The organism is Rhodococcus sp. P3_B8 (assembly GCF_056402775.1).
Genome location: NZ_JBFUGT010000001.1, coordinates 174534 through 199267, shown reverse-complemented (window position 1 = coordinate 199267; position 24734 = coordinate 174534). Strand labels below are relative to the sequence as shown.

Annotated in this window: 24 protein-coding genes and 2 pseudogenes; 17 read left to right on the top strand and 9 right to left on the bottom strand. The window is 64.8% G+C overall.

Translation table 11 applies throughout. The features are described 5' to 3' along the window. Positions 1–57 precede the first annotated feature (57 nt). The 4 genes from ald (at position 58) to AC1D1G_RS00955 (ending at position 4720) form a co-directional block, all read left to right on the top strand. Positions 58–1179: an alanine dehydrogenase gene (gene ald / locus AC1D1G_RS00970; RefSeq protein ID WP_477950572.1), complete on the top strand. Its 1122-nt coding sequence runs from the start codon at positions 58–60 to the stop codon at positions 1177–1179. Between the two features lie 103 nt (positions 1180–1282). Continuing rightward, positions 1283–2752: a MocR-like pyridoxine biosynthesis transcription factor PdxR gene (pdxR, locus tag AC1D1G_RS00965; RefSeq protein ID WP_105418015.1), complete on the top strand. Its 1470-nt coding sequence runs from the start codon at positions 1283–1285 to the stop codon at positions 2750–2752. Positions 2753–2897: 145 nt separating this feature from the next. Further along, a complete protein-coding gene (locus tag AC1D1G_RS00960; protein ID WP_477950569.1) occupies positions 2898–4025 on the top strand; it encodes a hypothetical protein in 1128 nt (375 codons plus the stop codon). 104 nt (positions 4026–4129) lie between these two features. Further along, positions 4130–4720: a dihydrofolate reductase family protein gene (locus AC1D1G_RS00955; RefSeq protein WP_477950567.1), complete on the top strand. Its 591-nt coding sequence runs from the start codon at positions 4130–4132 to the stop codon at positions 4718–4720. 143 nt (positions 4721–4863) lie between these two features. Here the strand turns inward: AC1D1G_RS00955 and AC1D1G_RS00950 are convergent. Continuing rightward, positions 4864–5049, bottom strand: a pseudogene (locus tag AC1D1G_RS00950) (MerR family transcriptional regulator); the annotation flags it as partial. A gap of 283 nt (positions 5050–5332) precedes the next feature. Here AC1D1G_RS00950 and AC1D1G_RS00945 point away from each other — a divergent pair. From AC1D1G_RS00945 to AC1D1G_RS00930, 4 genes are all read left to right on the top strand, one after another. Next, positions 5333–5935 (top strand): hypothetical protein, encoded by a 603-nt coding sequence (locus tag AC1D1G_RS00945; protein WP_317571039.1) that lies wholly within the window; start codon positions 5333–5335, stop codon positions 5933–5935. 22 nt (positions 5936–5957) lie between these two features. After that, entirely contained in the window at positions 5958–6155 is a 198-nt protein-coding gene (locus tag AC1D1G_RS00940) for a hypothetical protein (RefSeq protein ID WP_477950565.1), read from the top strand. Between the two features lie 398 nt (positions 6156–6553). After that, a complete protein-coding gene (locus AC1D1G_RS00935) occupies positions 6554–6901 on the top strand; it encodes a histone-like nucleoid-structuring protein Lsr2 (RefSeq protein ID WP_477950673.1) in 348 nt (115 codons plus the stop codon). Between the two features lie 52 nt (positions 6902–6953). Beyond that, positions 6954–7706: an SOS response-associated peptidase gene (locus AC1D1G_RS00930; protein WP_477950563.1), complete on the top strand. Its 753-nt coding sequence runs from the start codon at positions 6954–6956 to the stop codon at positions 7704–7706. A 321-nt stretch (positions 7707–8027) separates the two neighbouring features. Here AC1D1G_RS00930 and AC1D1G_RS00925 read toward each other — a convergent pair. Beyond that, positions 8028–8603: pseudogene (locus AC1D1G_RS00925) on the bottom strand (ATP-dependent DNA ligase); the annotation flags it as partial. Between the two features lie 1023 nt (positions 8604–9626). Here AC1D1G_RS00925 and AC1D1G_RS00920 point away from each other — a divergent pair. Then, positions 9627–10436 (top strand): hypothetical protein, encoded by an 810-nt coding sequence (locus AC1D1G_RS00920; RefSeq protein WP_477950561.1) that lies wholly within the window; start codon positions 9627–9629, stop codon positions 10434–10436. Positions 10437–10556: 120 nt separating this feature from the next. Here AC1D1G_RS00920 and AC1D1G_RS00915 read toward each other — a convergent pair whose 3' ends face one another. Then, complete coding sequence (locus tag AC1D1G_RS00915; RefSeq protein WP_280779216.1) at positions 10557–10883, bottom strand: hypothetical protein; 327 nt, start codon at positions 10881–10883, stop codon at positions 10557–10559. Between the two features lie 125 nt (positions 10884–11008). Beyond that, positions 11009–11356, bottom strand: a complete 348-nt coding sequence (locus tag AC1D1G_RS00910) for a hypothetical protein (protein WP_477950559.1) — start codon at positions 11354–11356, stop codon at positions 11009–11011. 305 nt (positions 11357–11661) lie between these two features. On the opposite strand from AC1D1G_RS00910, the gene AC1D1G_RS00905 reads away from it, so the two are divergent. The 3 genes from AC1D1G_RS00905 (at position 11662) to AC1D1G_RS00895 (ending at position 14302) form a co-directional block, all read left to right on the top strand. After that, positions 11662–12666, top strand: a complete 1005-nt coding sequence (locus AC1D1G_RS00905) for a hypothetical protein (RefSeq protein ID WP_280779214.1) — start codon at positions 11662–11664, stop codon at positions 12664–12666. 195 nt (positions 12667–12861) lie between these two features. Continuing rightward, entirely contained in the window at positions 12862–13461 is a 600-nt protein-coding gene (locus AC1D1G_RS00900; protein ID WP_012687005.1) for a recombinase family protein, read from the top strand. A 529-nt stretch (positions 13462–13990) separates the two neighbouring features. Further along, positions 13991–14302, top strand: a complete 312-nt coding sequence (locus AC1D1G_RS00895; protein ID WP_280779213.1) for a hypothetical protein — start codon at positions 13991–13993, stop codon at positions 14300–14302. Positions 14303–14434: 132 nt separating this feature from the next. Here AC1D1G_RS00895 and AC1D1G_RS00890 read toward each other — a convergent pair whose 3' ends face one another. After that, entirely contained in the window at positions 14435–15433 is a 999-nt protein-coding gene (locus AC1D1G_RS00890) for a LysR family transcriptional regulator (protein WP_348539588.1), read from the bottom strand. A 131-nt stretch (positions 15434–15564) separates the two neighbouring features. Between AC1D1G_RS00890 and AC1D1G_RS00885 the strand changes: the two genes are divergently transcribed. The 4 genes from AC1D1G_RS00885 (at position 15565) to AC1D1G_RS00870 (ending at position 20469) form a co-directional block, all read left to right on the top strand. Continuing rightward, on the top strand, positions 15565–16938 hold the full coding sequence (locus AC1D1G_RS00885) for a Na+/H+ antiporter NhaC family protein (RefSeq protein ID WP_280779212.1): 1374 nt from the start codon (positions 15565–15567) through the stop codon (positions 16936–16938). A gap of 12 nt (positions 16939–16950) precedes the next feature. Then, positions 16951–18537, top strand: a complete 1587-nt coding sequence (locus AC1D1G_RS00880) for an N-acyl-D-amino-acid deacylase family protein (RefSeq protein WP_477950555.1) — start codon at positions 16951–16953, stop codon at positions 18535–18537. Then, a complete protein-coding gene (locus AC1D1G_RS00875; protein WP_280779210.1) occupies positions 18534–19910 on the top strand; it encodes an FAD-binding oxidoreductase in 1377 nt (458 codons plus the stop codon). The genes AC1D1G_RS00880 and AC1D1G_RS00875 overlap by 4 nt, the downstream gene beginning before the upstream one ends. A 70-nt stretch (positions 19911–19980) precedes the next feature. Continuing rightward, complete coding sequence (locus AC1D1G_RS00870) at positions 19981–20469, top strand: RidA family protein (protein WP_477950553.1); 489 nt, start codon at positions 19981–19983, stop codon at positions 20467–20469. Between the two features lie 139 nt (positions 20470–20608). Here AC1D1G_RS00870 and AC1D1G_RS00865 read toward each other — a convergent pair whose 3' ends face one another. The 4 genes from AC1D1G_RS00865 to AC1D1G_RS00850 form a co-directional block, all read right to left on the bottom strand. Continuing rightward, positions 20609–21313: a hypothetical protein gene (locus tag AC1D1G_RS00865; RefSeq protein WP_280779208.1), complete on the bottom strand. Its 705-nt coding sequence runs from the start codon at positions 21311–21313 to the stop codon at positions 20609–20611. A gap of 177 nt (positions 21314–21490) precedes the next feature. Continuing rightward, a complete protein-coding gene (locus tag AC1D1G_RS00860) occupies positions 21491–22153 on the bottom strand; it encodes a hypothetical protein (protein WP_477950551.1) in 663 nt (220 codons plus the stop codon). A gap of 237 nt (positions 22154–22390) precedes the next feature. After that, entirely contained in the window at positions 22391–23017 is a 627-nt protein-coding gene (locus AC1D1G_RS00855; RefSeq protein ID WP_477950549.1) for a hypothetical protein, read from the bottom strand. A gap of 901 nt (positions 23018–23918) precedes the next feature. Beyond that, the gene (locus tag AC1D1G_RS00850; protein WP_477950678.1) at positions 23919–24416 is read right to left on the bottom strand and encodes a hypothetical protein; all 498 of its coding nucleotides are present in this window, start codon (positions 24414–24416) and stop codon (positions 23919–23921) included. A 9-nt stretch (positions 24417–24425) separates the two neighbouring features. Between AC1D1G_RS00850 and AC1D1G_RS00845 the strand changes: the two genes are divergently transcribed. Next, positions 24426–24602 (top strand): hypothetical protein, encoded by a 177-nt coding sequence (locus AC1D1G_RS00845; RefSeq protein ID WP_477950676.1) that lies wholly within the window; start codon positions 24426–24428, stop codon positions 24600–24602. Positions 24603–24734: the final 132 nt, after the last annotated feature.

Here is a 24734-nt window from a genome sequence, read left to right as displayed (position 1 = left end):
CGGGCACCACGACGTGTGGTCGGAGCGGCGAACAGCCCCAGCTAACGGAGGTCTCAGATGAGGATCGGTATCCCCAAGGAAGTCAAGAACCACGAGTACCGGGTGGCGGCCACTCCCGCCGGTGTCCACGAAATGGTCGCCCACGGGCACGACGTGTTCGTGGAACGCGGTGCGGGGGAGGGCTCGTCGATCGGTGACGACGCCTACGGTGCCGCCGGCGCGAAGATCCTCGACTCCGCCGACGCGGTGTGGCAGAGCGCGGAACTGCTGCTCAAGGTCAAGGAGCCCATCGCCGAGGAATACCACCGGATGCGTTCGGACCTCACGTTGTTCACCTACCTGCACCTCGCTGCGGGTGAAGAGTGCACCCGGGCACTGCTCGCCGCCGGCACCAATTCCGTTGCGTACGAGACCGTTCAGCTTCCCGACGGTTCCCTGCCCCTGCTGTTCCCGATGAGTGAGGTCGCCGGCCGGCTCGCACCGCTCGTCGGCGCGCAGGCACTCATGCGACCGGAGGGTGGCCGAGGCGTACTGATCGGCGGCGTATCCGGTGTGTTGCCGGCTCGCGTCGTCGTGATCGGTGCGGGCGTGTCGGGTATGAACGCCGTCGCCGTCGCCGCAGGCACCTGGGCCGACGTCGTCCTGTTCGACAAGAACGTCGACAAGCTGCGCGCCGCCGACCGGATGTACCAGGGCCGGATCCGCACCCTCGCCGCGAACGCCTACTCGATCGAGCAGGAGGTCATGCAGGCCGACCTCGTCATCGGTGCCGTGCTCGTCCCGGGCGCCAAGGCACCGAAGATCATCTCGAACTCGCTGGTCTCGCGGATGAAGCCGGGCAGCGTTCTCGTCGACATCGCGATCGACCAGGGTGGTTGCTTCGAGGATTCGCGTCCCACCACCCACGCGGAGCCCACGTTCAAGGTTCACGACTCGATGTTCTACTGCGTGGCGAACATGCCGGGAGCGGTGCCCCACACGTCGACGTACGCACTCACCAACGTGACCTTGCCGTACACCCTGCAGATCGCCGAGAAGGGCCTCGCCCGCGCGGCCAGGGAGAATGCCGCACTCCGGGCCGGTGTCAGCACCGTCGCCGGGCGCCTGACGAACGATGCCGTCGGTGAGGCACTCGGGATCGAGTCGGTCAGCGTCGACGACGCGCTCAACCTGGTTTGATTTCGCCGCCGGCCCGGCATACTGAGAAGTGCTCGTTCGAGAACTTCTCGGCGTGCCGGGTCGGCCTACCTCTGGCCACTCTTGGATCCACAGGAGGCGATGCGTGCCGAGAACACTGATCGAGGTCGACCGCAATTCCGCCGAACCGCTCTACCGCCAGGTTCGACGGGCGATCGAACACGGCATCGCCAACGGACTGTTCGATCCACGCCACCGCCTTCCGAGTTCGCGGGAACTCGCGGTCGATCTCGCGATCTCCCGGAACACGATCAACCTGGCGTATCAGGAACTGATCGCCGAGGGACTCGTTCAAAGCCACCAGCGCTCGGGCATGTTCGTCAATCCCGACATGATCGAGACGCTCGCAACGGACGCCCGCGCGACCATCCCGCGCATCGACTGGTCGTCCCGCATCCGGAGTTACCCCGACGCCGACGTCCCGCACATCGAGAAGAACGTCGACTGGCACAGCTATCCTTACCCGTTTCTGGCCGGGCAGATCGACATCCGCAGTTTCCCCGCCCGCGCGTGGGTGCGTTGTCTCCGCGACGCGCTGTACCAACCCCACGCCTACGCGAGCCTCCAGGACAGCGTCGGTGCGGACGACCCGATGCTGATCGACATGATCCGCCAGCATCTGCTGCCCTCGCGCGGCATCGAGGCGAGTGCGGACGAAGTTCTGGTGACGGTCGGTTCCCAGCAGGGGCTGGACCTCGTCGGCCGGGTGCTACTCGGACCCGAGGATCGGGTTGCCATCGAAAACCCCGGCTATCTCGATGCGCGACACATCTTCCTGCGCACCGGCGCCCAGGTGTACGGCATCGACGTCGACGATCGCGGCCTGCGCCCGCCGGAGACTCTCCGCGGCACGGACCTGATGTATCTGACACCGAGCCATCACCATCCGACCAACGCGACGCTCGGCATCGACCGTCGTCAGCGTCTGCTGCAGCTCGCCGCGGAGTCCGGCACCGTGATCGTGGAGGACGACTACGACAGCGAGTTCCGCTACCACGGCAGCCCCAGCCCGGCGCTGAAGGCGCTCGATTCCAGCGGCGACGCCGTGTACCTCGGCACGTTCTCGAAGTTCCTGGCCCCCGGTCTGCGTCTGGGCTACCTCGTCGGACCTGCGGACCTGGTGCGCGAACTGCGGAAGGCCCGGCGGTACGTGCTCCGTCATCCACCGGGTCACCAACAACGGGCCCTGGCCATGCTCATCGACAGCGGGGAGTACCACCGCGCGCTGCGCCATCACCGCACCCAGATGAAACACAAATGGGAGCGGCTGTGTGCGGCCGTCGACAAGTATCTCCCGTGGCCGCAGGAACCCTATCCGCCCGGTGGCGTCAGCTTGTGGATGACCGGCCCGGAGAACCTCGACTGCCGGGTACTCGTGCGCGAGGCGGAAGCCCGCGGTGTGCTCATCGAACGGGGCGACATCTTCTTCACGCAGCCGGTCCCGCCCCGCAACCACTTCCGCATCGGCTACGGCGCGATCCCGCTGCGTTCCATCGAAGAAGGGATCGCGCTCCTCGGCCAGGCGTGCCAGGCGAGTTTCCGCTTTGGCAGGTAGACCCGATAACACCCGCGCCTGCGCGCATCCTGCCGCCCAGACGGCGGCCTGTTCGGCCGGCTTCCTCGCAGCCGCAGTGGCCCACGGCCCGTGGTCAGAACATATTGGAGGCGCGTCGGCTCGGGGACTCTAGGGTGGTCAGCACATGACTACAGCAGAATCCTTGTTGGCCAGCCCACGTGGGCGTCGGATGCTGCTCGCCTACGCGAGGGACGCCGAACGAACTCTGCACTCCGAGTTCCGCAGTGACTCGTTCGATCACGCCGTATTTCTGGCGTCGTATCACCTCGAGTCCGGTCGCGAAGGCGCACGCGTGCTGTTCGGGCCCGGCGCTGAAGAGGCTCGGCGGACCGTCCTCACTGCAGACGATGTGGCGCATCGCCTGTCCCAGGTGCCGCTTCCCGAGGTGACAGCGGTTGCACTCCGTTCGGCCCTCGCCGACGCGGTGGACGCGGCGCGCTACTGGCAGGACCCGGACGGTGAAGACATCCTCGTCGATACCGAGCCGGTGCGCCGTGAGCTTCGACGGGTCGCCGAGCACATCGCACGATCCCCGCACGCGCAGTGGTGGACGACGCCCGCTGCGACCGATCAGTGGTCGGTGGGCTGGAGTGAGGACGATACGGATCCCGTTGACTCGACTACCACAGAACTGTTGCGTGACTACCGTGATCGGACTGCCGCGGAGGAAGTGCGAGCAGAACGCGATCGTCCGGCGGATCCGTCGGCGAACTGGTCCGGCTGGTGGTGGTCGACTCCACCCACACGGTGTTCGTCCCGGCGGCTGTTCGACGGGGCCCCGGCCGGTTTGTGGTTCGTCGAGGACAGCATGGGATGGGAGCGCGCCATCACGCGACGAATGAACATCCCCGCCGGCGCTCGCGTGTACGAGGTCGACGGTGCGCAGGCGTGGGCAGAACTGTGTAGACAGTTCTCCGTCGAGGTCACCGCGCAGAAACGACACGATTGGTACCGCACCACCGGACGATCGGGACGATGGGTCATTCCCGACTGGCCGCGGCTCTCCGAACGGTACGAGGGCGTCCATCTCACCGTGGCGGGATACCTCGCCGCGGCGGGCACCGCGATCGCCGTCGACGCCGGCACCGGCACCGGCACCGGCACCGGCACCGCGAGTGTCATCGCGGGATGGGCGCCCGACGACACCTACTGGCTCACCGACACCGTCAACCTCGACAGTGACGATTCCCGGACCTGGGTGTGCGACACCAGTGGAAGACATCCTTCCTGGGTCGGCGAAACTCACCGCTGAGGACTGCTGTCCTTGAGCCGCAGGCGGATCCGCGAACGCGATGCCGGCGGGAATCCGCACGCGACACGCTAAATTTGGGGCACCCCTACGTAGAGGAGAGCCCCATGGGCAAGGTGGTCATGTACAGCTCGGTGTCGGTGGACGGCTTCATCGCGGACGAGCACGACCAGCCCGGACCGCTGTTCGACTGGTTGACCAGCGGTGACGTCCCGTTGGACGAAAGCGGCGAGCTGAAGGTGTCGCAGACGTCCTACGACTACACCCGGTCGTACTGGGACCAGATCGGGGCGACACTCGTCGGCCGCCACGTCTTCGACCTGACGGACGGCTGGGACGGAAAGCCTCCGAGCGGGATCGACCACGTGGTCGTCGTGACGCACCGGCCGGAGCCCGAGGGCTGGGACCCCGAGGCGCCGTTTCACTTCGTCGACGGCATCGAGGCAGCCGTGGCCAAGGCGCAGGAGCTCGCGGGTGACCGCATCGTCGAGGTCGCCGCCGGCGACGTCGGTGGCCAGGTGCTTGCCGCAGGCCTGATCGACGAGGTGCGCATGGACGTCGTACCCGTCGTGTTCGGGGCCGGCAAGCGCTACTTCGGGTCGGTCCACGCACAGCACCTGTTGGAGGATCCCGACGAGGTGATTCAGGGCAACCGGGTGCTTCACCTGCGCTATCGGGTGCGCCGTCGACCGATCTGAGCGGACTGCGAACGGTGACACAAGATCGGGTCTCAGGCTGCGTTTGCGCATCGCTGTCCCTGGTCGGGCAGCCGACGCCGATCCGCCCCATCACCTCACCTGCGGCAAGTTCAACTCGAGATCACTGGTCGCCGGCTTCCGTCCAGGCGCCGGTTGTCGCGTTCGAGTTCGCCGGTCCGGTGTTCGCGGTCGAGGACGAGGCCGATGCCGACGACGTTGACTCCGGCATCGATGAGTTCGGCGACGCGTTCGAGCCGGGCCAGTTCGTGGTCGCCGTACCGGCGGGTGCCCGCGCCGGTACGGAGGGGAGTGATCAGCCCGTACTCCTCCGCGCGGGACCGGCGGCAGTCGACAAGCACTGGCCAGGAACGCCCGCGGGACTCGCGGCGGTGCGCCGTCTGGTCGGGATCCGGCCGGCATGAGCTTCGCGTAGTCAACGGGATAAGTCCGCCTCACGCTCGGGCAGCGCACCGGAGCGCCCGCCACGTGCGATTGGGGACCGGGCACACGGGGTAGTCACGGTATACGCCTCGCGCGCACCGGCGCGCCATGTTCCACATGCTCCCGACGCCCGACGCAGTGCGTGGCGACGACACACAGCAGGTGGGTTCGATGATGAAAATAGGAAAGACCAAAACCAAAGTTGAAGTTGCCGCGGCGGTCGGCGCCGGATATCTACTGGGGCGCACACACCAGTTGAGGATGGCCGTGAAGATCGCTGGTGCGGGCGGGCGGTCCCCCAAGGGGCCTGAGGATCTGCTCGTACAGGGATCCGAGTTTCTGGCCTCGTCTCCGGAGATTGGGGAACTGGGCGATTCGGTTCGGGACGAGCTACTCGACACGGCGGCCGCCACGGCTGAGGCCAGCAGTGGGCACGTCGATTCGTTCCGCGACCGCCTCCGGTCGGGCGGTGCGCACGTCGTGGCCGGCGGCGGACATCTGGTCGCGGGGGTGAAGAGGATCGGTCGGCGCGGGCACGCCCACCCGCGGGACCCCGAGGATTCCACCGTTGACGAGATATCGGAGCACGGAAAAGACGAGGACGGACGTTCGTCTCCCACGGTCGAAGAAGAACAACAGGCGAAGCCGCACAGACTGCGCAAACGTCGGGTCACGACACCCAGTGATTCGGCGGGGGAGTCCCGCGACCAATCCGCACAGAAAGCACGACCGGACACAACCGCACGCAGGAAGGGGACGGCCAAGGCGCACTAGCCTCCTCACCCGTTGGGGCCCGGTGCGCATCGATCGGCGCCGAGTTGTGCGTGTCCGCGATCCCGTTATCGGTGCTCGTGGATTCGCTCCGACCGGCGCCGAAACCGCACACTCCGTCATGCAGCAACTCCTCGCGGACAACGAACACTTCCTCACGGTCGTGATGTGCGTGGTCGTGGTGGCACTCGCCGCCGCCGCGGTGTGGACGATCTTCCGCTGACGGACAGGATTCCGGAGGTCCGGCAGGCGGGAATCTCGTTGTTCGGCATGAAATCCCGTGTCCAACGGGCCCGCGCCGCCCTCCAGGCCCAATTGCACGACTTCCAGCCCCGCAGCGGATCGTGCGCCTGCGGAGCGACGTCATCGGAGGACGAGCACACCGCTACCGCACCCTCGGCCTATCCCGAGATCCACCACGCGACGTCGCCGCTGCGCAACGCCGCGGGTGAGAGCGGAGACAGTGAAGCGGTGAAGTGTCGAACTCCCGCGTCACCTGATCGAGCTGCCACAGCTCTCGYARTCCCACGGGYRCCCACMGTCCCCGCTGGACCTCACGAAATTACTGATACTGCCAGTACTGTTATCTGGTCCGTACTGGAGAGCTGAGGAGTGACATCTGTGGCACGCAAGGTTGTAGTTSAGATGGTCGACGACATCGACGGCACCACCTTTGGTGAGGACGGCGAGAGCATCCACTATGCAGWCGACGGCGTCGAGTACGTGATCGACCTGAAGGACGAGCACGCGAAGGAACTCCGAGAGACCTTCGAGTACTACATCGCGCACTCCACCCGCGTCGGCGGCCGCAAGCACCGCTCGGACCGAMCGGTCAACCCCACYGCCGAGAGACGGCCGTCGGGCGAAACGACGAAGATCCGCGYCTGGGCACTCGAGCAGGGCTACGAACTGTCCTCTCGTGGACGTATCCCCACCGMGATCGAGCAGGCTTTCCACGACGCCCACTRAACATGCGCAGCGCCTTCCCCGTCGCGGTGGTCGATCGTGGCAGGCTATCGGTATGTGTGGTCGTTACGCCTCGACGACGAGCCGGGGAACGCTGCTCGATACCTTCGAKGTCGCCCCTGAACGGGCCGACCCGGAGATGGCGCCGGACTACAACGTGGCGCCCACGAAGACCTCCCCGGTTGTGATCGCGCGGGTACCGAAAGACACCGACGACGAGCAACCCCAACGACAGCTCCGCAACCTCAAATGGGGCCTGACACCGTTCTGGGCCAAAGATCCGAAGATCGGCTCACGCATGATCAACGCCCGCGCCGAGACCGTGCATGAAAAGCCCGCCTACAGGCAGTGTTTCAAGTCGCGGCGCGGGATCGTCCCGGTGTCCGGGTTCTACGAGTGGTTCCCGACCCACGAGGTCGGCAAGTCCGGGAAACCCCTCAAGCAGCCGTACTACATCCACCCGGCCGAGAGCGACATTCTCCCGTTGGCCGGCATCTTCGACTTCTGGCGCAACCCCGACGTCCCCGACAACGATCCGGACGCCTGGCTGATCACATTTTGCGTGATCACAACCAACTCGACCGACGATGTGGGACATATCCACGATCGGATGCCGATGAGCGTCGCCCCGGAGAACTGGGCGGACTGGCTCGACCCGACCAACACCGACGTCGACCACACCCGATCCTTGATGGCACCGCCGGTACCGGGCAGCCTCGAGACCTACCCGGTGTCCAAGGCCGTCAACAACGTCCGCAACAACGGTGAAGACCTGCTGAAGCCGATCACTCTCGAGGACGCCCACTGACCACTGGTGCGACCCGCGCAAGCACCACGCACAGCCGGCGGACACACCGGTTCGGAATACCACCCGATGGTCCGCTGTTGAACAGCCTGACGGTGGCGGACATACCCCGGGTACCACACCAGAAAAGGCGCTACGAGCGACCACTTGCCGAGAGGCGATATGGCGTCACCGTCCCGCTGGCCGGGTAAGACCTACAGTGCGTAGCGTTCCCGAAAAGGAAACGAAGCCGCTGTCACCGGGGAAGGCGACAGCGGCTTCCCTTTGATCGGATACGTTCCGTCACAGCGAATCCCGGGTGACCGACCCCGGATCGAGGTCTCCGCGCTGACCCGGTAGATAGGGCGACCCCACCCGTTTGAAAACCGCGCCCTCCATCCCGGAATTCTTAGCGGCCTCCAGAATGACGGCACCGTCCACTCCAACCCAATGCGGCAAGATCTGCACGGGCACGCCGACCCCGTGCAGCTCGTGACCGAGGTCGGTGAGAGCGGCACGGCGCTCCAGATACGGCGCCGCCATCAGATCACTACCGTCGGCAGAGAGGACGTCGAACGGAAGATAGGTGACCGGCACCTGCCGCCGCACGGCCGTGGTCGGGCGCAGGGTGTTCATCCGCTTCTGCAAGCGCGCGAACGACAGCCGACCCTTGGATAGGGCCACGATCTCGCCGTCGAACACGATCCGGCCGCGACCGCCGAATGCTTCGGTCAACGCCTCGGCCACCTCCGGGTACGAGGAGGTGACGACGTTGAGGTTGCGGGTCCACAACACCGGCGGCTCGCCGCCGCCGACCGCAGCCACCACGCGGCACCCGTCGTACTTCATTTCCGCCGCCCAGCCCCCCATTTGCTCCGGGGGTTCACCCGGGGTGGCCAACATCGGCGCAATCAGCCGCATGGGCCGATTGTGCGCCCACTTGCGCAGCTCGGGCGACCCTTACGGTTCCGGTATGCGGAAGACCAGCCGATTCGTCAAGCGTATGTTCACGCTGCTCACGTGACGCTGAACCACCAGTACGCGATCTGTGCCAGACCGTTGGCGATCGCATAGAAGGCGGGCTGCGCCCACTCGGGAATGCCCCAAAGACTCAGGTCGTCCATGGCGTCCTCCACACGTTGAAGTTGGCCCCGACAACTACGCATCGCTCGCGGTTACGGGGGATCGGAATCACGTCATCGCCTCCGGGGTTAGTTGAATGGAAGCGACTGCCACCACTGGATCGCGTTGCCTAGTGCCACCCACGCGTCGAGGAGCTGAGGGAAAGCGTAGAAGAATCCCAGGTCCAACATGGCGAACTCCTTGGTCGGAACGGGCTCTGTTGAATGGAAGCGCACCTCCTGCGCTGTGTATCGCCCGCCGGAGGCGGATCGGTACAGCTACCCAATCGAGTGGGGCCCGTAGGTGCAGGCCGAGTGATGGCGGGTTCACCCGCAGATCGCAAAGAGAAACAGGCCGCCACACCTGCCAATCCGCGGAACACCGTAGATCAGGACCGTGATGATCACCGGTCTGGGCAGTGAGTGGCGACCTGTTGCTCGTCGCGGTTGTCAGAGTAGATCGTCCCTGTGACAGAGACGATCAGGACTTCGCCGGGACGAGAAACTTCACCGCGACGCTGAACGCATATTTTCCTGGGTTATGGATAGGGACTCGATGAGTGCATGGCCGTCCTCATCGATGCTGAGGATTTTGAACTTCGAGACCCCTTGAGCGTGGAGCATCACCGTGTCGCCAGTTGTCAAACCCGCGCGAGTTCCGGGATTCTCGGTCATACGCCACACCGAGCCCGTACGGGTTCGGTGTGCAAGCCGCCGATATTTGCCGGATTCGATCGATCGTGGCTCCGACTGCCGCAACGGGCGCCACAGTGCTGTGCCGATAGCGGATCCCGGAGAGACAAGGTGTGGCAATGTCGGATTTGTGAACGACGGCATTCCCAGCCCAGGCGATCCTCAGCACATGAATCGACATGTCGATCCGAACTCTGAATCGTTGGTGTGGCGGGTCGACGACGTTCTCGAGGACACCTCGCACGGCGACTGGATCGCGCAGACATTGCCGCGGTTCGAGTACACGGTCGGGTCCCTGGTGCCGCCAATCTTTACCCTGTATTCGCGCGTACTGCATCCCGCCGCCCGGATCGACCCCGACACCGGCGAGCGAGTCCCGGTGCGATGGGCCGAAGTTGCCGTTCATACCGGCGGCGTGATCCACCAGACTGTCGAGTGGGGCTCGTTGCTGCAGGCCGGCGTGCATCACGGTGTGGGTGACGGCAGCGGAATCGTCTGGAATCAAGAACCCGACGAAGGGGACATGCCGGAAGATCAGTTCGCCGCCCTGGCCGATGCTCTCGTGCAACACATCACCACTCCGGATGATTGCTGGTTTCGGCTTCTGGGAAGGCCGCGCCGGTCACGGCATGAACCTTCCCCATCCCGGTCCGCGCGTCCACATCCCCTTCCGAGACAACTACCTGCTGCACGGCACCGTGCGCGATGCCGTACGCACCTTGGGCGGGTGGGGCCGAATCTGTGGTGGCCCCAAGATCGGGCATGGTGCGTCGCCTCCGACATCGACCTCATGTCGACCTACATCGGCTCGTCCACTGCGTGCGCCCTGGCACTGCCAGCACACCCCGATCTGGAAGTGATCGACACCAGCAGCTCCCGCAAGGTCACCTGGGACAGCGACCATATAAATCCCTTACCGCCGCGCCCGTACGGGCAATAACCGCCGATTGCCGAGCCCGACCCGTCCGCAAGCGGAACCTGTACCGGGACGAGGTGGCGTCCCAACGCATGCCGGCGGCAGTCCGCCCTCGTTCCATAAGCGGATCCGTCACCGGACGCCTCACTCGTCGTGCGGTGTTTCGGCGACCCACTCTCCCTTGGGAACGGGTTCTGGATCGGCCGGCACTTCGCTGCCGGTGAGCCGCGCGAGGACAACTCGCCAGTGGAGGAGCTCTGCTTCGGTGGCCTTGAGCTCAGCGCGCACACTCTGGAGGACTTCGTGCGTGTCGTTGCTGGAGTTGGCCTCAATCCTCTGTGCGATGCGCCCGAGCCGTGCGACCCGCGCGGTCAACTGCTGGACGATCGAGTCCACCGGTTGTGCAAGCTCCTCCGATCGTGGCAGGGCGGCCGCGAACCGGTCGACAAGCTCGAACGTCGACTCGTACATCTGATCATGGTGGCAGCTGCGTAACCCCGCAGGTGACCTGTTCCGAAAACGGATCCCCAACCGGCCAGCGATTCTCCGACATACCCGTCGGTGATCGCACTTCTCGCCGAAGGCGGAGGCGCGGATCAGATCGGCACTATCGCTTCGTCGAGAGCACGAGCTGCGGGGATTTCCAAGACGACGCGTGTGCGGTCGAGCCCGATGGCGGGCCACCGGTACTCGATTTCGAGGGAGGTGCCCGTCGGGCGTCCATTGATGACATAGGAGAACTCGCGGACGTAGCGCCCTTCCTCGGTGTGTGGATTCTGGCTCGACCGCTCTGTGTAGATGTTCAGATCAGGCGATACCACCCATGCACTGAACTCGGCCTCGGGCTCTGCAATCGAAGCCAGACCGCCAGGCCCCTGGATGGCGCGGAACTGGGAGGCAAGCTCCGCCGACTTCAATCCCGAAGCGGAGACGGTCAACGCCATATCCATGACCTTTCGGTACGCGATGAGGTATCGAAGTCCGACGCGGTAGCCGTTCGAGTCGGAGAGCAGGAGCGGCCCGTGCGCGATTGCACCCAGTTCCGGGGAGACGGGATAGTCGATCCAGCTGAACTGCGACATCGTTCGAGTATGAACGGGCAAGACTTAGCTACGGGCAACTGTGCGCGCGTCCCGTACATCGATCGCCAATCGGGTCCGACTTTCGCAGGAACGGGTGAACGTCTTCGTCCGTGGTCGGACTCGCCGAAGGTGGTCCCGACCGGGGAGACCTGGCTTACGCTCACCGCATGACGGCATGGATCGAGGTTCTGAAAGCACTCACCGCCGGCCCTGAACTGCCCATTCGCGGCACCATCCGGGAAGTGCGCCCGGACGGGTACACCGAAGGCTTCGCAGGGGCGTCGAGCGGGCCGAGTCCGATGCTCGTTGTCACCGGCGACGGTTGCCGGGTGTGGCGGCATGGCAACCGGCTCCGCGTCGAGCGCGGCGACGGAAGATTGACCTTCGTCACCGACGGTATCCAGGCGTGGGACTTCACCGCCGATTCCGAACGACCTCGAACCGGCCCACCAGATCGTGTCCACTATCTGGGGTCGAACCAGTTCTTGCTGCAACGGCGTAGCGCCGCCGACTGGTCCGGCGATGACTTCACCACCCCCACCGGTCCGGTGGAAGAAACCGAGTTCGCCGACCGAGAGTGCTGGACGGTCGAGCTGGCACCACCGCCCCACAAGCCTTACCCGTTGCGGATCTGGGTCGATACCGCATCCGGACAGATGCTCGGCTACCGCTCCGAGCATGCCGGACAAGGGGCGCAGTTCGTCGATCTCGTCGTCGGCGAGGACTTCGACGACGGGCTTTTCGGCTGGGACGGACCGGTCTATACGCCGGAGGAGTATCAACGGAGGCTGAAGGACCAGCACCTCACGGTGCAGCGCGAACACGCGGCCTGGTTCTCTGAGGCGGTCACTGCGTCGCCGATCGGTACCCGAGTCCCGGTGGACTTCACGCCCGACAGTTTTCCCTTCCGGGACCCCGAGACGGGAGCATTCGACGCCTTCAATCGCGACACATTGCTGTCTCGGCGTCCGCGCAGCGAAGACGGGTGGACGCCGAATTGGGGTCCGCTCCATTATGTTTGGTCGACACCAGACTGGGACTGGGCGGCCGGCGGCATCAATCTCGACCTCGACGACGAGGCGATTCGTCTCCTCCAGAGGTCCTTGCACCCCGAAGAGCCGGTCGACCGGCAACGGAAGATCGATCCACCCGGACGAGGCCGCACGAAGTGACCCTCGAGTTGGTGTCGGAACCAAAACTCAATGAACGACGACGCAGCTTCTCTCCGGTTATCCATGCGCCAGCGGCATGCACCACAGCAGTAGCCATCGGGAGCGGTTCTAGTCGCACTCGTCGACGATGTTTGACCGTTGATTCCCAAGCACCACGCCGCCAGCGTTGTGCGTCCGAGAGATGGGATTTCAGCGATGTACATCGGATATGCACGTGTATCCACCGATCAGCAAGACCTAACCGCGCAGCAGCACGCTCTGCTTGCGCTCGGGGTGTCACCGGACCGGATCTACGTCGATCACGGCTTGACCGGAACCAATCGCCTGCGGCCCGGACTGCAGAACGCGCTTGCAGCCTGCCGAAACACGGACACCCTCGTAGTGACCAAGTTGGACCGGCTGGCCCGTTCGTTACCGGATGCCCGAGACATCGTCGACGAGCTGACAGCTCGGCACGCGTGCCTGCAGATCGGGGCCTCGTTGCACGATCCCACCGACCCGGTCGGGCGCCTGCTATTCAACGTCCTGGCAATGGTCGCCGAGTTCGAGGGCGACCTGATTCGGGCACGAACGAGGGAGGGGATGCGGATCGCGAAGGCGAAAGGACACCTCAAGGGCAAGAAGCCGAAGCTCAATCCGCGTCAGGAAGGGCACCTCGTCGAGCTGCACGGGACAGGCGAATACTCGACCGCGGAACTGGCCGATCTGTTCTCGGTGGGCCGGTCGACGGTGTACCGGGCGATCAAACGCGCCCGCCGACCTCATCGCGACGGCTACTCGGAAGCCAGTGCCTAGCGATTCCCGCACATTGGGAACGTCCGCCGGCCCGGCCACTCTGGCGGGCGTTCCGCATACGGAGATGCGAACCCGAAAATCGGCTCCATGAGAAGTCTGCGTGCGACAGGATTCTGTGATGAGTGCGGATTCCGGCTCCGGTCCTGACCTCGATTTGGTCCAAGTCGGGCCGATTGAAGTAGACCCGGCTGTCTTGGGGGGTTCGGGGTCGTCACTGTGGGATCTCATCGGTGACCGTCGCGTCGAGATGCGCTCTCCAGACGAGGTACTCGATCTTCCACGCCACGGGTGGCGTCGGCTCGTCCCAAGCCGGGACGATGGCGCAGGATCGAGGGAGGTCTTCGCCGCACCGCACGGGCAGGTCTCGGAAGCGTGGACACTGGTGTTCCTCAGCGATTCAGCTGGTGCCTGGAGGGTTAGCACGCACCCGGGTCCGATCCGAGTGCATCGTTGCCGGGCGGCCCGCCGCGTTGGTCTGGAGTTGCGCTGGCCCGGCGAGTTCACCTGCAAGGCGGGTGCGCTCCCCGGAGTGTCGATCGACCTGGTGAATGCCGGAGACAGGATGTGGGTGAACTATGCAGGGGACCACATGACCGTCCACGGTTGGGTGCTCGATGAAGAGGGCGAGCCGATGAAGCCGGGGCTGTCGTTGTTCTCACAAGCACCGACGCTGCCCGACATTGAACCCGGCGATCGAATATCTCTGCGGGTCGATATCGCTACGCGCGATATCGAGGACTTTACTCCCGGCCGCTACGCGGTCATCGCCGAACTCCATGACTTGGGCCTGACGTCGAGTCCGGGAACGTTAATCCTGGTTGACCCAACCCCTGGCACCTAGTCGACGATCGCTCATCGATCCTCTATCGGACACGAACTTCCCACATCACACGCCTGATCCACCACGTGACGATTGTTTCCGATGGGCGCGGTCGTCTCCAGGATGGAGGTGTTGGTGGCGATGCTCGCGCACTCAGCCGGTGGGCAAATCCATTTCTTCGGCGACTTCGAGGAACTGCCGCAGCGCGATGTTGGGATTGTCGGAACGGTAGGCGGCGGCCACCTCCAGGTACCGGGGTTCCCCTGCGACCTCCCGCAGTTCGACACCGGGCACGCGGAAGGCGGTGGCGCGGCCGGCCGGCATCGGTGCGATACCGACGCCGGCCGCGACGGCGTGCAGAACCTGCTCGTCATCAGCTTCGTAGCGGACCACGTTCGGCGGCCGATGTGGCCACAGTTGCCGCACGATGGCGTCGTGCATGCCGGGACCGTTGATCCGTGGCCAGAAGACCACGGGTTCATCCGCGAGTTCTGCCGGGTCAATCCGGCTGCCCGCGGTGAACCGGTGCTCTGCCGGTACCGCGACGAGCAACGCCTCCTGGTCCAAAATTTTTACTGCCAAACCTGATTCGTAGATCGGTGGCCGGACGATGGCCACGTCGATGTCGCCGGCGGCCGCGAGTTCGATGTTCCTGGCGGTGAAGCCGCGGTGCTCGATGATCGTGGTGCCCGGATACCGAACCCGGAACCGCTCGACCGCGCGGGCGATGTTCCCGCCCGCCCACGAACGAGTGTGTGCGATCCGGAGTTCGCCGCCTGACCCCGCGGCGGCCGCGCGGATCCTGCCGACCGATCGCTCCACGAGCGTGAGCAGCACCTCGGTCTCGGCGACGGCGACCTCGCCGGCGGCGGTGAGGGCGAACCGCGGCCCGGCGCGATCGAGCAGTTCCACTCCGAGTTCGTGCTCGAACAGCTTGACCTGACGACTCAACGCCGACTGCGCAACATGGAGCTCCTCGGCCGCCCGAGTAAAGCTCATTTGTTTCGCCACGGTAACAAAATAGTGGGCGCGTTGCAGGTTCATCCAGCGATTATATCGAGATGAGATTGGAGGATCGACTATAGGACTTGGACAGGACGACCCGCCAGCGGCAAGGCTTGACGCCAAGTAATTACCAGTGACGCCAGTCACTCTCCCACCACACGTGGGTGGCCATCAGCCCCCACTGACCGATCCGAGGGTTCGACGTGACAAAACCGCTCAGCGCGCCAGAGCAGAGGGACGAGCAGCTCCCCCCGGCTGACTCGTCAGCATCGACAGGTATGTGTACGAAGCAGCGAATACTGAACACCGTCGCGATAGGAAGTCTTGTCCTGTCGCTTGTACTCGGCATAGTCGTCGACGGAGCGACCCTGTGGGGCCTGCTCCCGATCGGCATCTACGGCGCCCTGGCGATTTTCGGCATGGACGTCATGGTCGCGACCGTGGTGTCCGTTGCGTCGGCGATGCTGATCCTGCTCCCCGCGCCCACCGGGGCCGCCGACATTCTCGGTGAATCGATCGGCGATCAGGTGACGATGATCGGTCTGATCATCATGCTCGGAGCCGGCCTCGCCGAGGTCATGCGCGTGACCGGGGTGGCCGGTCAGATCGTGCGGTCGGTCATGAGAGTGGCCGGTGACAAGAGTCAGCTCGCGTTCATCCTGGGCACGATGGTCTCGTGCCTGATCCTCGTGGCCGCGCTCGGCACCCTCGCCGGAGCTCTCGCGGTCGCCGCACCGCTGCTGCTGCCGATGGCCGCGAAGAAGGGCTTCACCCGGTCGGCGACGGCGTCGATGATCTTCATCGGAGGCTGCGCCGGGTTGGCGATCGCCCCGTTCGCCGGGTCCAACGTTGCCATCATGAGCGCCGCGGAGGTCGGCTACCTGCAGTACCTGCTGGTCGGCGGCGGTCCACTGGCGATTCTGTCGCTGGTGATGGGCCTGGTCGTTGTGCCGTGGATGCAGCGCCGGACCTGCCATGGCGACGACTTCTACAACGAACACGACCTGGGCCTCGACGAAGAGGACGCACCGCACCAACGTCGCGCCACCGCAGTGTTCATGGTGGGACTGCTCACCTCCATCGTGTACGCGGCCGTCACCTCGGCCGGAATCACCTTCCCCCTGCTCGCCCTACCCGTCATCGCCATCCTCACCGGCCTCGCCGGCGGACTGACAGCGGAGGAGACCGGCAAGGCCATCTACCGGGGCGCGGGCGCACTGATCCACATCTTCCTGCTGTTCTGGTTGCTCGCCGTGATGTTCGTGACGATCGACCTCATCGACCCGTTCAGCATCGTTGTCGCCTCCTACGGAGACTCGTTCCAGAACCTGGGCCCGTTCCCGTTCGCCATTGCGATCGCACTGTTCGGCTGGGTCGGTGTTCCCGGCGCCGCCGCGGCCGAGGTCGTCCTGCTGAACCAGATCTTCGGAGACATGGCCGCAACGATCGGTGTCAGTGTGAGCTCCTGGGTCATCGTGCTGCTGTGGGCCTCGAAGGCCGATACATACGGTCCGTTCCCGAACGCGAACATGATGGGCGCGATGGGTCTGTCCCGATCGTTCAGCCTCAAGAACATGCTGATCACCGGATGGGCCCTGCTGATCCCGGCGAGCGTCATGTACACGATCATCATGTTCATCGAGACCCGATAGGAAGCAACGAACATGTCCTACGACATCGTCATCAGCGGCGGACTCGTCATCGACGGCACCGGGGCGCCGGCACGCCGAGCCGACCTCGCCGTGGTCTCCGACAAAATCGTCGAAATCGGCGCAGGCACCTACCCGGCTCGGACCGTCATCGACGCCACCGGATGCGTCGTGACACCGGGATTCATCGACCTGCACTCCCACGCCGACTTCAGCGTCCCCCTCGACCCGGCGGCACCGACCCAGCTCGCCCAGGGCGTTACCACGATCATCACCGGAAACTGCGGACACTCACCTTTCCCGATCCGAAACCAGGAGCAGGCACGGCGTTCCATCGGATTCCGAGGCGAGATCCCCTTGAGCTGGAACTGGTCGGACGCGGCCGGATTCGGTGCCGAGGTGATGTCCGCGAAGCCCGCCGTCAACGTGGGCCTCCAACTCGGCCACAACCCCCTGCGTGTCGCGGTGATGGGTGAGGACGACCGCCCGCCGACACCGGCCGAACTCGACGAGATGTGTGCGATCATCACCGACTCGGCCCAGCAGCCGGGTGTCGTCGGCTTCTCCACCGGCCTGATCTACATGCCGGGACTGTTCGCCGACACCAGCGAACTCGTCACCCTGGTCCGGGCGGCGGCCGCTGCCGACCTGCTCTACTCCACCCACGTGCGCAACGAGACATCGGAACTCGTTGCGGCGGTGGAAGAAGCGATCACCGTCGCCGAGCAGGCCGGCGCCCGGCTCGAGATCTCCCACCTGAAGGCGATGGGACAGGAGAACTGGGGATCGGTTCGCCACGCGCTCGACGTGATCGACGCGGCGCGCGACCGCGGCGTCGATGTCACCACCGATGTCTACCCCTACACCGCCTCCAGCACCGATCTGGCCACGCGGCTGCCGCAATGGGCCCTCGACGGGGGACGGGGTGCACTGCTCGAACACCTCGCAGACCCGAAGCAACGCATCCGCCTCGCCGAGGCCCTGCGGGCCCGGTTCGGCCGGGACGTCGACCCTGACGGCGTCGTCATCGCCGACCTTCTCCCCGGCGACTTCGACCGCTACATCGGATGGTCGATCTCCAAGATCGGGCAGGACCGCGGCACCGACGCGGCGGAGGCAGCCCTCGACCTGCTGGCCGCGAACAAGGGCGCGGTCCCCATGATCAATCACGCGATGAGCGACGACGATGTGTGCACCGTTCTCGCCCATCCCTGGGTGTCGGTCGCCAGCGACGGCTGGATGCTCGCCGCATCAGGCGAGGGCCGTCCCCACCCCCGCAGTTTCGGAACCTTCGCGCGGGTGCTGCACCGCTACGTCCGCGAGGGCGAGGTCCTGACCATCGAGGAGGCGATCCGGAAGATGACCTCGCTGCCCGCCTCCCGGATCGGAGTCGGCGACCGCGGCGTCCTCCGTCCCGGTGCGATCGCCGATGTGGCGGTACTCGATCCCGACGCCGTCACCGACACCTCCACGTTCACCGATCCGTGGCAGTTGGCACAGGGTGTTCGATCCGTCCTCGTCAACGGCACTCCAGCCATTCTCGACGGTGAATTCACCGGACGCCACGCCGGACGGCTCGTAGAAAAAAGGAAACCCGCATGACCTCCACGACCCTGTCCATCGTCAGCGAGCTGGCCGAGATCGTCGGCCCGGCCAACGTTCTCACCGATCCGGACGTCACGGCCGGGTACGTCACCGACTGGACCGGGCACTGGAGCGGACACACCGAAGCGGTGGTCCGCCCGGGCTCGACGGCGGAGGTGTCCGCCGTCCTCACCGCCTGCCACCGACACGGACTCCGGGTCGTCCCCCAGGGCGGGAACACCGGCCTCGTCGGAGGTTCCATTCCGATGGACGGCGAGATCGTCCTGAGTACCCGGCGGCTCACCACGATCGAGCGGGTGGATGTCGTCGATCGCACCCTCGCCGCCGGTGCCGGCGTGACCGTGGCACAAGCACAGGAGGCAGCACGGCAACACGGCCTGGACCTGGGTGTCGATCTCGCCTCCCGTGATTCGGCCACCCTCGGCGGAATCGTCTCCACCAACGCCGGCGGAATCCGGATGATCAAGAACGGAAACACCCGAAGGCAACTCCTCGGGATCGAGGCAGTTCTGTCCGACGGGCGCGTCGTGACCCGCTGGAAGGAACTGGTCAAGGACAACGTCGGCTACGACCTCCCCGGCCTGCTGGCCGGCGCCGAGGGAACCCTCGCCGTGATCACCCGCGTCCTGATGCGGCTCGTCGTCCCCGCACCACGGACACAGGTCTCTCTCGTGGCCGTGACCACCGTCTCGGACGCACTGCAGCTCGTCGACCGCCTCGAGCGGGCGGGACTGACCCTCGAAGCCGCCGAGTTGATGACACGGCCCGGTGTCGACCTGGTCCGTCGCCACCACGATCTGCGCGCCCCGCTGGATGTCGACTCGCCGTTCCTGCTCCTGGCCGAGGTGTCGGGTCAGCGTGACACCCAGGCCCTGCTCCTCGACGTCCTCGAGCAGGCCGGCGAATCGGTGCTCGACGCCGCAGTCGAGGAAGGGCCCGCACCCAAGCTGTGGCGATACCGAGAGAGCCACACCGAATCCATCAGCGCCGAGTCCTCCACCCCGCCGGTCAAGCTCGACCTCTCGACTCCCCTCCGTGAGGTCGAGCAGTTCCTCACCACCTTGACCCCCGCTCTGGCGGCGAACTTCCCGGACGTCCGGGCGATCTGCTTCGGCCATGTCGGCGACGGCAACCTGCACGTCAACCTGCTCGACGTCAAGGAAACTGAGCGTGAGCGCGTGACCGATTTCGTCCTCCGCCACGTGACACAGCACGGCGGAAGCATCAGTGCCGAACACGGCGTCGGCCGCGCTAAGGCCCCCTGGCTCGCACTCGGACGATCGCCAGAGGACATCAACCTGATGAAAGCGATTCGCGCCGCGATCGACCCGGCCGGGCTGCTCAACCCCCACATCCTGCCCATCCGCTGAACACAGAACACACAATCCGCCGCGCTGCGAACGCTTTGCAGCGCCACGACTGCACAAGGTGACCTCACACATGTCGAACACCCCTGTCCACACCGGCCGATGGAGCGAACAGCTCGCAAATCTGGGCATCGAACTCCCGCCGGTGGCGATCCCCGCCGCGGCCTACCTTCCCGCCACCCGAAGCGGACGCTACGTGTGCACCTCTGGCCAACTCCCACTGGTTGACGGTCGCGCGACCGTCACCRGCAAACTCGGCAAGGACGTCACGGTCGACGAGGCAGCCGCGGCCGCTCGCCTCTGCGCCGTCAACGGACTGGCGGCCGTCAATGCTCTCGTCGGTCTCGACCGCATCGCGAAGGTAGTCAAGGTCGTAGGATTCGTCGCCTCCGCAGACGGATTCTCACAGCAACCCCAAGTCATCAATGGAGCCTCCGACCTTCTGATCGAGGTCTTCGGCGACGCCGGCAGGCATGCTCGCTCCGCGGTCGGTGTCGCCGAACTCCCCCGCGGCTCCGCCGTCGAGGTCGAGTTCATTTTCGAGCTCGACGGCGAGTCCTGAGCACTAGCCTCCCTGAGCGAGCCTGGATGGTTCGCGAAAGTTCCGTTCGAAGCACTTCCGATAGCGGAACCTGCACCGGGACGAGATCGACGCCCAGCGCGCACCGGAAGGGTCAGGCGCTCGTCCCGAAAGCGGATCGTCATCCGGTACTCCGACAGGCGTTCGACGGCGCACCTCTGCTATACGACTGTGTCACCTGAGCTGAGGCACGCCACGCGCAGAGCTCACCGATCAGGCAAGTGACGGAGCCGGCAGCGCGGTCGATCCAGACGGCGTTCCCATCCCGGACTTCAGGTGCGAAAAGCAGCAAGGGGCTCCGGCTCGACACGGGCCACAGAACGAACTCGTATCCCGAGAGCCAGTCCTGGACTGCCTCGGCAATCACGGAGGTCGCCGTCGCGACGTCCGTCTCGTATGGGAGACCGAAACCGAATCCGCTTGGAATGTCCGGACCGTTGGCCCGGGTCTCGACGGCATTGAGCCCGATCGTCCATGCCGGGATCTCGTCCGTGGTGTCTTCGATTGTCCAAATGAGTGAGCTGTACTTGTTGAACTCGGTAAAGCACTGAGTGTCCCGACCGACTGCATGGCACGCCTCGACGAAGTGACGAGGTGCGTCGGTGGCATCGTCGGCATTGAGGTTGAGTAGCCACTTAGGCTTTCGCGGAACCTGTGGTTGAGGCCACGCCTGTGTCGCCTGGTACCGCCAGTCTTTCGGCGCTTCTGCGTCGGATTGTTTCCACTCGAAGTCGATCAGATCGCCGACATTGAGTTCGAAGGCATCTTCGCTCTCGATTGCGGCAGAGGGCAGCCAACAGCCACCCGGGGTCTGGGACGAATCCACTACGCCCGACCTCGATTGGCGGTCCCAACTTCGCACGGTTCCGCGGGTTCTCATTTCACAATCATCCCAGTCCACGGGCCGGCCATTTTGCGATTCCCCAAGCCGAACCTGCACCGAGACGAGTGGTGTTCGAGCGCGGGCCGGCGGCAGTCCGCCCTCGTTCCGTATGCGGATCGCTCACCGGTCATCGATCGCTTGCCCTCCTGCAAGGGCAGTTGGCTCGACCCTCATATGGGCTGACGGACGAAGCCAGGCTGTGCTCGGAACGGCCCATTCGGCGACGCCGACGTAGGCGCCGGACTGGCAGTGGGTATATCCGCTGGGATCTTCTCCGGTGTAGGGCACTTGCGATATCAGCGGCTCGGCGCAGAGCAGTCCACTGAGCGATACGTGGACCGCGTCCCACTCCTGGGCGATCGACGGCCAATCGGGAAACACCGTCCCCTCACGCTCGCGGGGATGCGCCTTCAGCAGCGCCTCCCATGCGGGCGCCGAATCGACCCGCGCGATCCGCGCCCTGGCGGGATCGAAATGAACGTCGTAGCGCAGGGGACTGCGCTCTGCATCGTGTTCGCCGTGGAGCAGCCAGGCATCGTTTCCGCAAGCAAACTTCGTCGCCGTCCAGAAAGCGCCGTCCGGTAAAGCGCTGGGTCGGTGGCGGTTAGCGACGGTTAGTGTGCGGAACTCGGTGAGGTTGCCGTGATGACTTTGTGGGGAGAGCAGCGTTTCCCTGCTCGGTGAGGAGAGTGCGGCTGCGACGGCCTCGCTCATCTCCACGATGTCGGGGTCGGCGGTGTCGAGGTCGATGACATCTTGGAAGTCGCTGCCGTACAGATACATGTGAAGGACCATCGCTACGCGGCCCGAGTAGTCCTCGGTGTCGATCGAGTCGGCGTACTGCCCAGCGGAGGAGAACTCTGGGTGCAGTGCGCGCCACTCTCCCCACCAATCGATCAACATGCGGCCGGGGAACGTGTCCAGGAGGTTGACCGCAAGATCAGACGTCATGGCCATAGTGTCGCAGCGCTCGCTGTCAGCGGACCGCCCATCGGAAGCCGGATGACGATCGGTGACTGGTCACTCATCCTCAATAGGTGCCGTAGATGGATGGCCGTACTGCACATGGATGTACTTCCCGGACCGGCCTGCGTTGTTGGTCTGTTCGCTTGAGCCGAAGGTGCTACCTGGTTGCGGCGGGAGGCCGGTTCGGTTCTCACCGCTCGGGCCTGTGTAGTCGGCTGCGTAGTCGGCCTGTTCGCGGGAGGGTTCCTTCTCTGCCTTTCGTGTCCAGATCTGGAGTAAGTACCGCTCGGGGTGGCCGGACGTAGTATCGGCTACCCAGCCGAAGGCGCGCACGAAAACCGTAGCCGGTCCTGGCTCAGTGAGAACTTCGTCGAGCTCGCCCAGGTCCGATCCGAAGTCTCCGTCGAGGATCCGCTGGGAGCCGTTGTTGGTGTGATAGCTGGTCTCCGCTGTTCTGTCCCAATCCTGAGGCGATGGTGTGTCGGTCGGCGGACCATCATGTACCTCCACCGTCACCTGTACGGGTCCCCATCTGACTTCGGTGGTGATAGCCAACACGCCTTGGCCAGGCTGCAGGAAACCCGCGGTCCCGTCGATCGTCGATGCTTGGGCTGCGAAAACGTCGTCGAACAGTAAGAAGTTGCTGTTTTCGCTGTGGACCTGTCCACTGAGTCGTCGCATCGTCGGCTCCTGTCTCCCGTTATCCGCTCCATCAGGAAGGGTGCCATGATTCCGGCAGGTGAAGCCCAACTGTCGACCGTCGCATCCGCTCAGGGATCCACCATCGGCTTGCTGTCGGCGATCGATTCCCGTCCAAGTCAGTCGCCACGGTCGCCGCACTCAACGAAGTCTCGGCCACTCTTGAGGTCTCGGCCCGATTCATTGTCTTTTCCGGATCTTGACTGTCCGTACGCTGTGGTGGATGCGCGATCGGTTGAAGACTCGGGGCCCGCAGGTCCGCAGCGGGTGGTTATGGCTCGGATGTGGGGTAGTAGTGGTTGCTCTCCTCATCACGGGTATGTTCACCGTTTCCCGGGTGTTTCATAACGACCCTTGCGACTCCGCTCTCCCGTTAGCGTCCGAGCTGGGACTACATCTTTCCGACGACGACGATGTCGTCTCCTGCGAATGGCACCCGAGCTTCCCGGACTCCTCGGGAACTGTCATGGTGCGTACGGCATCACACGCCACTCGAGAGGCCTTGCTGGAACGGTCCGGTGTCAGCGCGGAGATTGACCGACGGAGCGTAAGTCTGAATGACGGCCCGTTTCGCGAAGAGATGCGTAGACCGAACCTCGAACGCAGCGAGCAGGTGTACATAGCAACCGCACCTAATGGCCACCAGCTAAGAATCAGCTACGACGAAGGTGTGGAGTCCGGACTCCTGCTCACCGTGCGGGCTATCCAGGTGTGACTACTCGTCTTTCACCGCGTGCCGTTACCGGTTCGGCCATCGGGCGAGGCCTGCGCCGAGCACGTGGGGCAGCGATCATCGCCGTCCGGAAGCGGAACCCGCACCGGGACGAAGTGGCGTCCCAGCGCACGCCGACGGCAGTCCGCCCTCGTTCCGTAAGCGGATCGGCTACCGGCCAGGTATGCGGAAACTAGCTGCATCGAACTCAATGCTCATCATCTTCAGTCCGAACTCGGGGTAAGCCACCGTGACGTGGATTGTGCCTGTGGTGGGCACCGGGCTGAGGAAGTAATGCGCCCTCGTCTCGATGACACCCAGCTCGTGAACACGACCGCGAGAGTCTCCACCCCCGTAGAGCCATGGCTCGTTCGGATCGTCAGGGAAGTCGTCCGGTTTGAACGAGTTGGACAACACCGTGCCCCCATAAGCGCCGTGTTCACCACGAGAGGGTGAGACAGCAACGACCAGTCGAATTCTGGTCTTGTGGGCCTTGTCCGGCCTGATCCTGAAACCAAGATTGATGGTTTCTGTGTCGAACGGGATACCGGCGGTGGGGTCGGGGTCCGGTTCTCGGGCGACCAGATCAAAGCCCACCCCGTTCTCGTAGACCTTCACTCGGGTGAATTGGAGGTCGAGCCCGTTGTTTGTTCTGAACGGGATGGACAACGTCGGCTCATGGAGGACTGGATCATCGTCCTCCGTTGTCAGGAAAGCGTCCGGTCGTTTCCGGAACTCCGGTACATCGCGGCGACCCGGTGGGCGTTGAGCCCGTTTGTCGCGTTGTTCTTGCTCCTCACGTTCCAGTTCGCGCTCAAGTTCTTTGTCCGAGATGGATTCGCCGACCAGTCGTAAGATCCGGGCGCTCCACACTAGGTGGGCAGTCCACCCAGGCGGTGGATCGCCAACGTAACCAAAGTTGATTCGCTTTCCAGACGTGGCATCGATACTTGCATGTGCTAACCGATGAACAGCACAGATCGAACA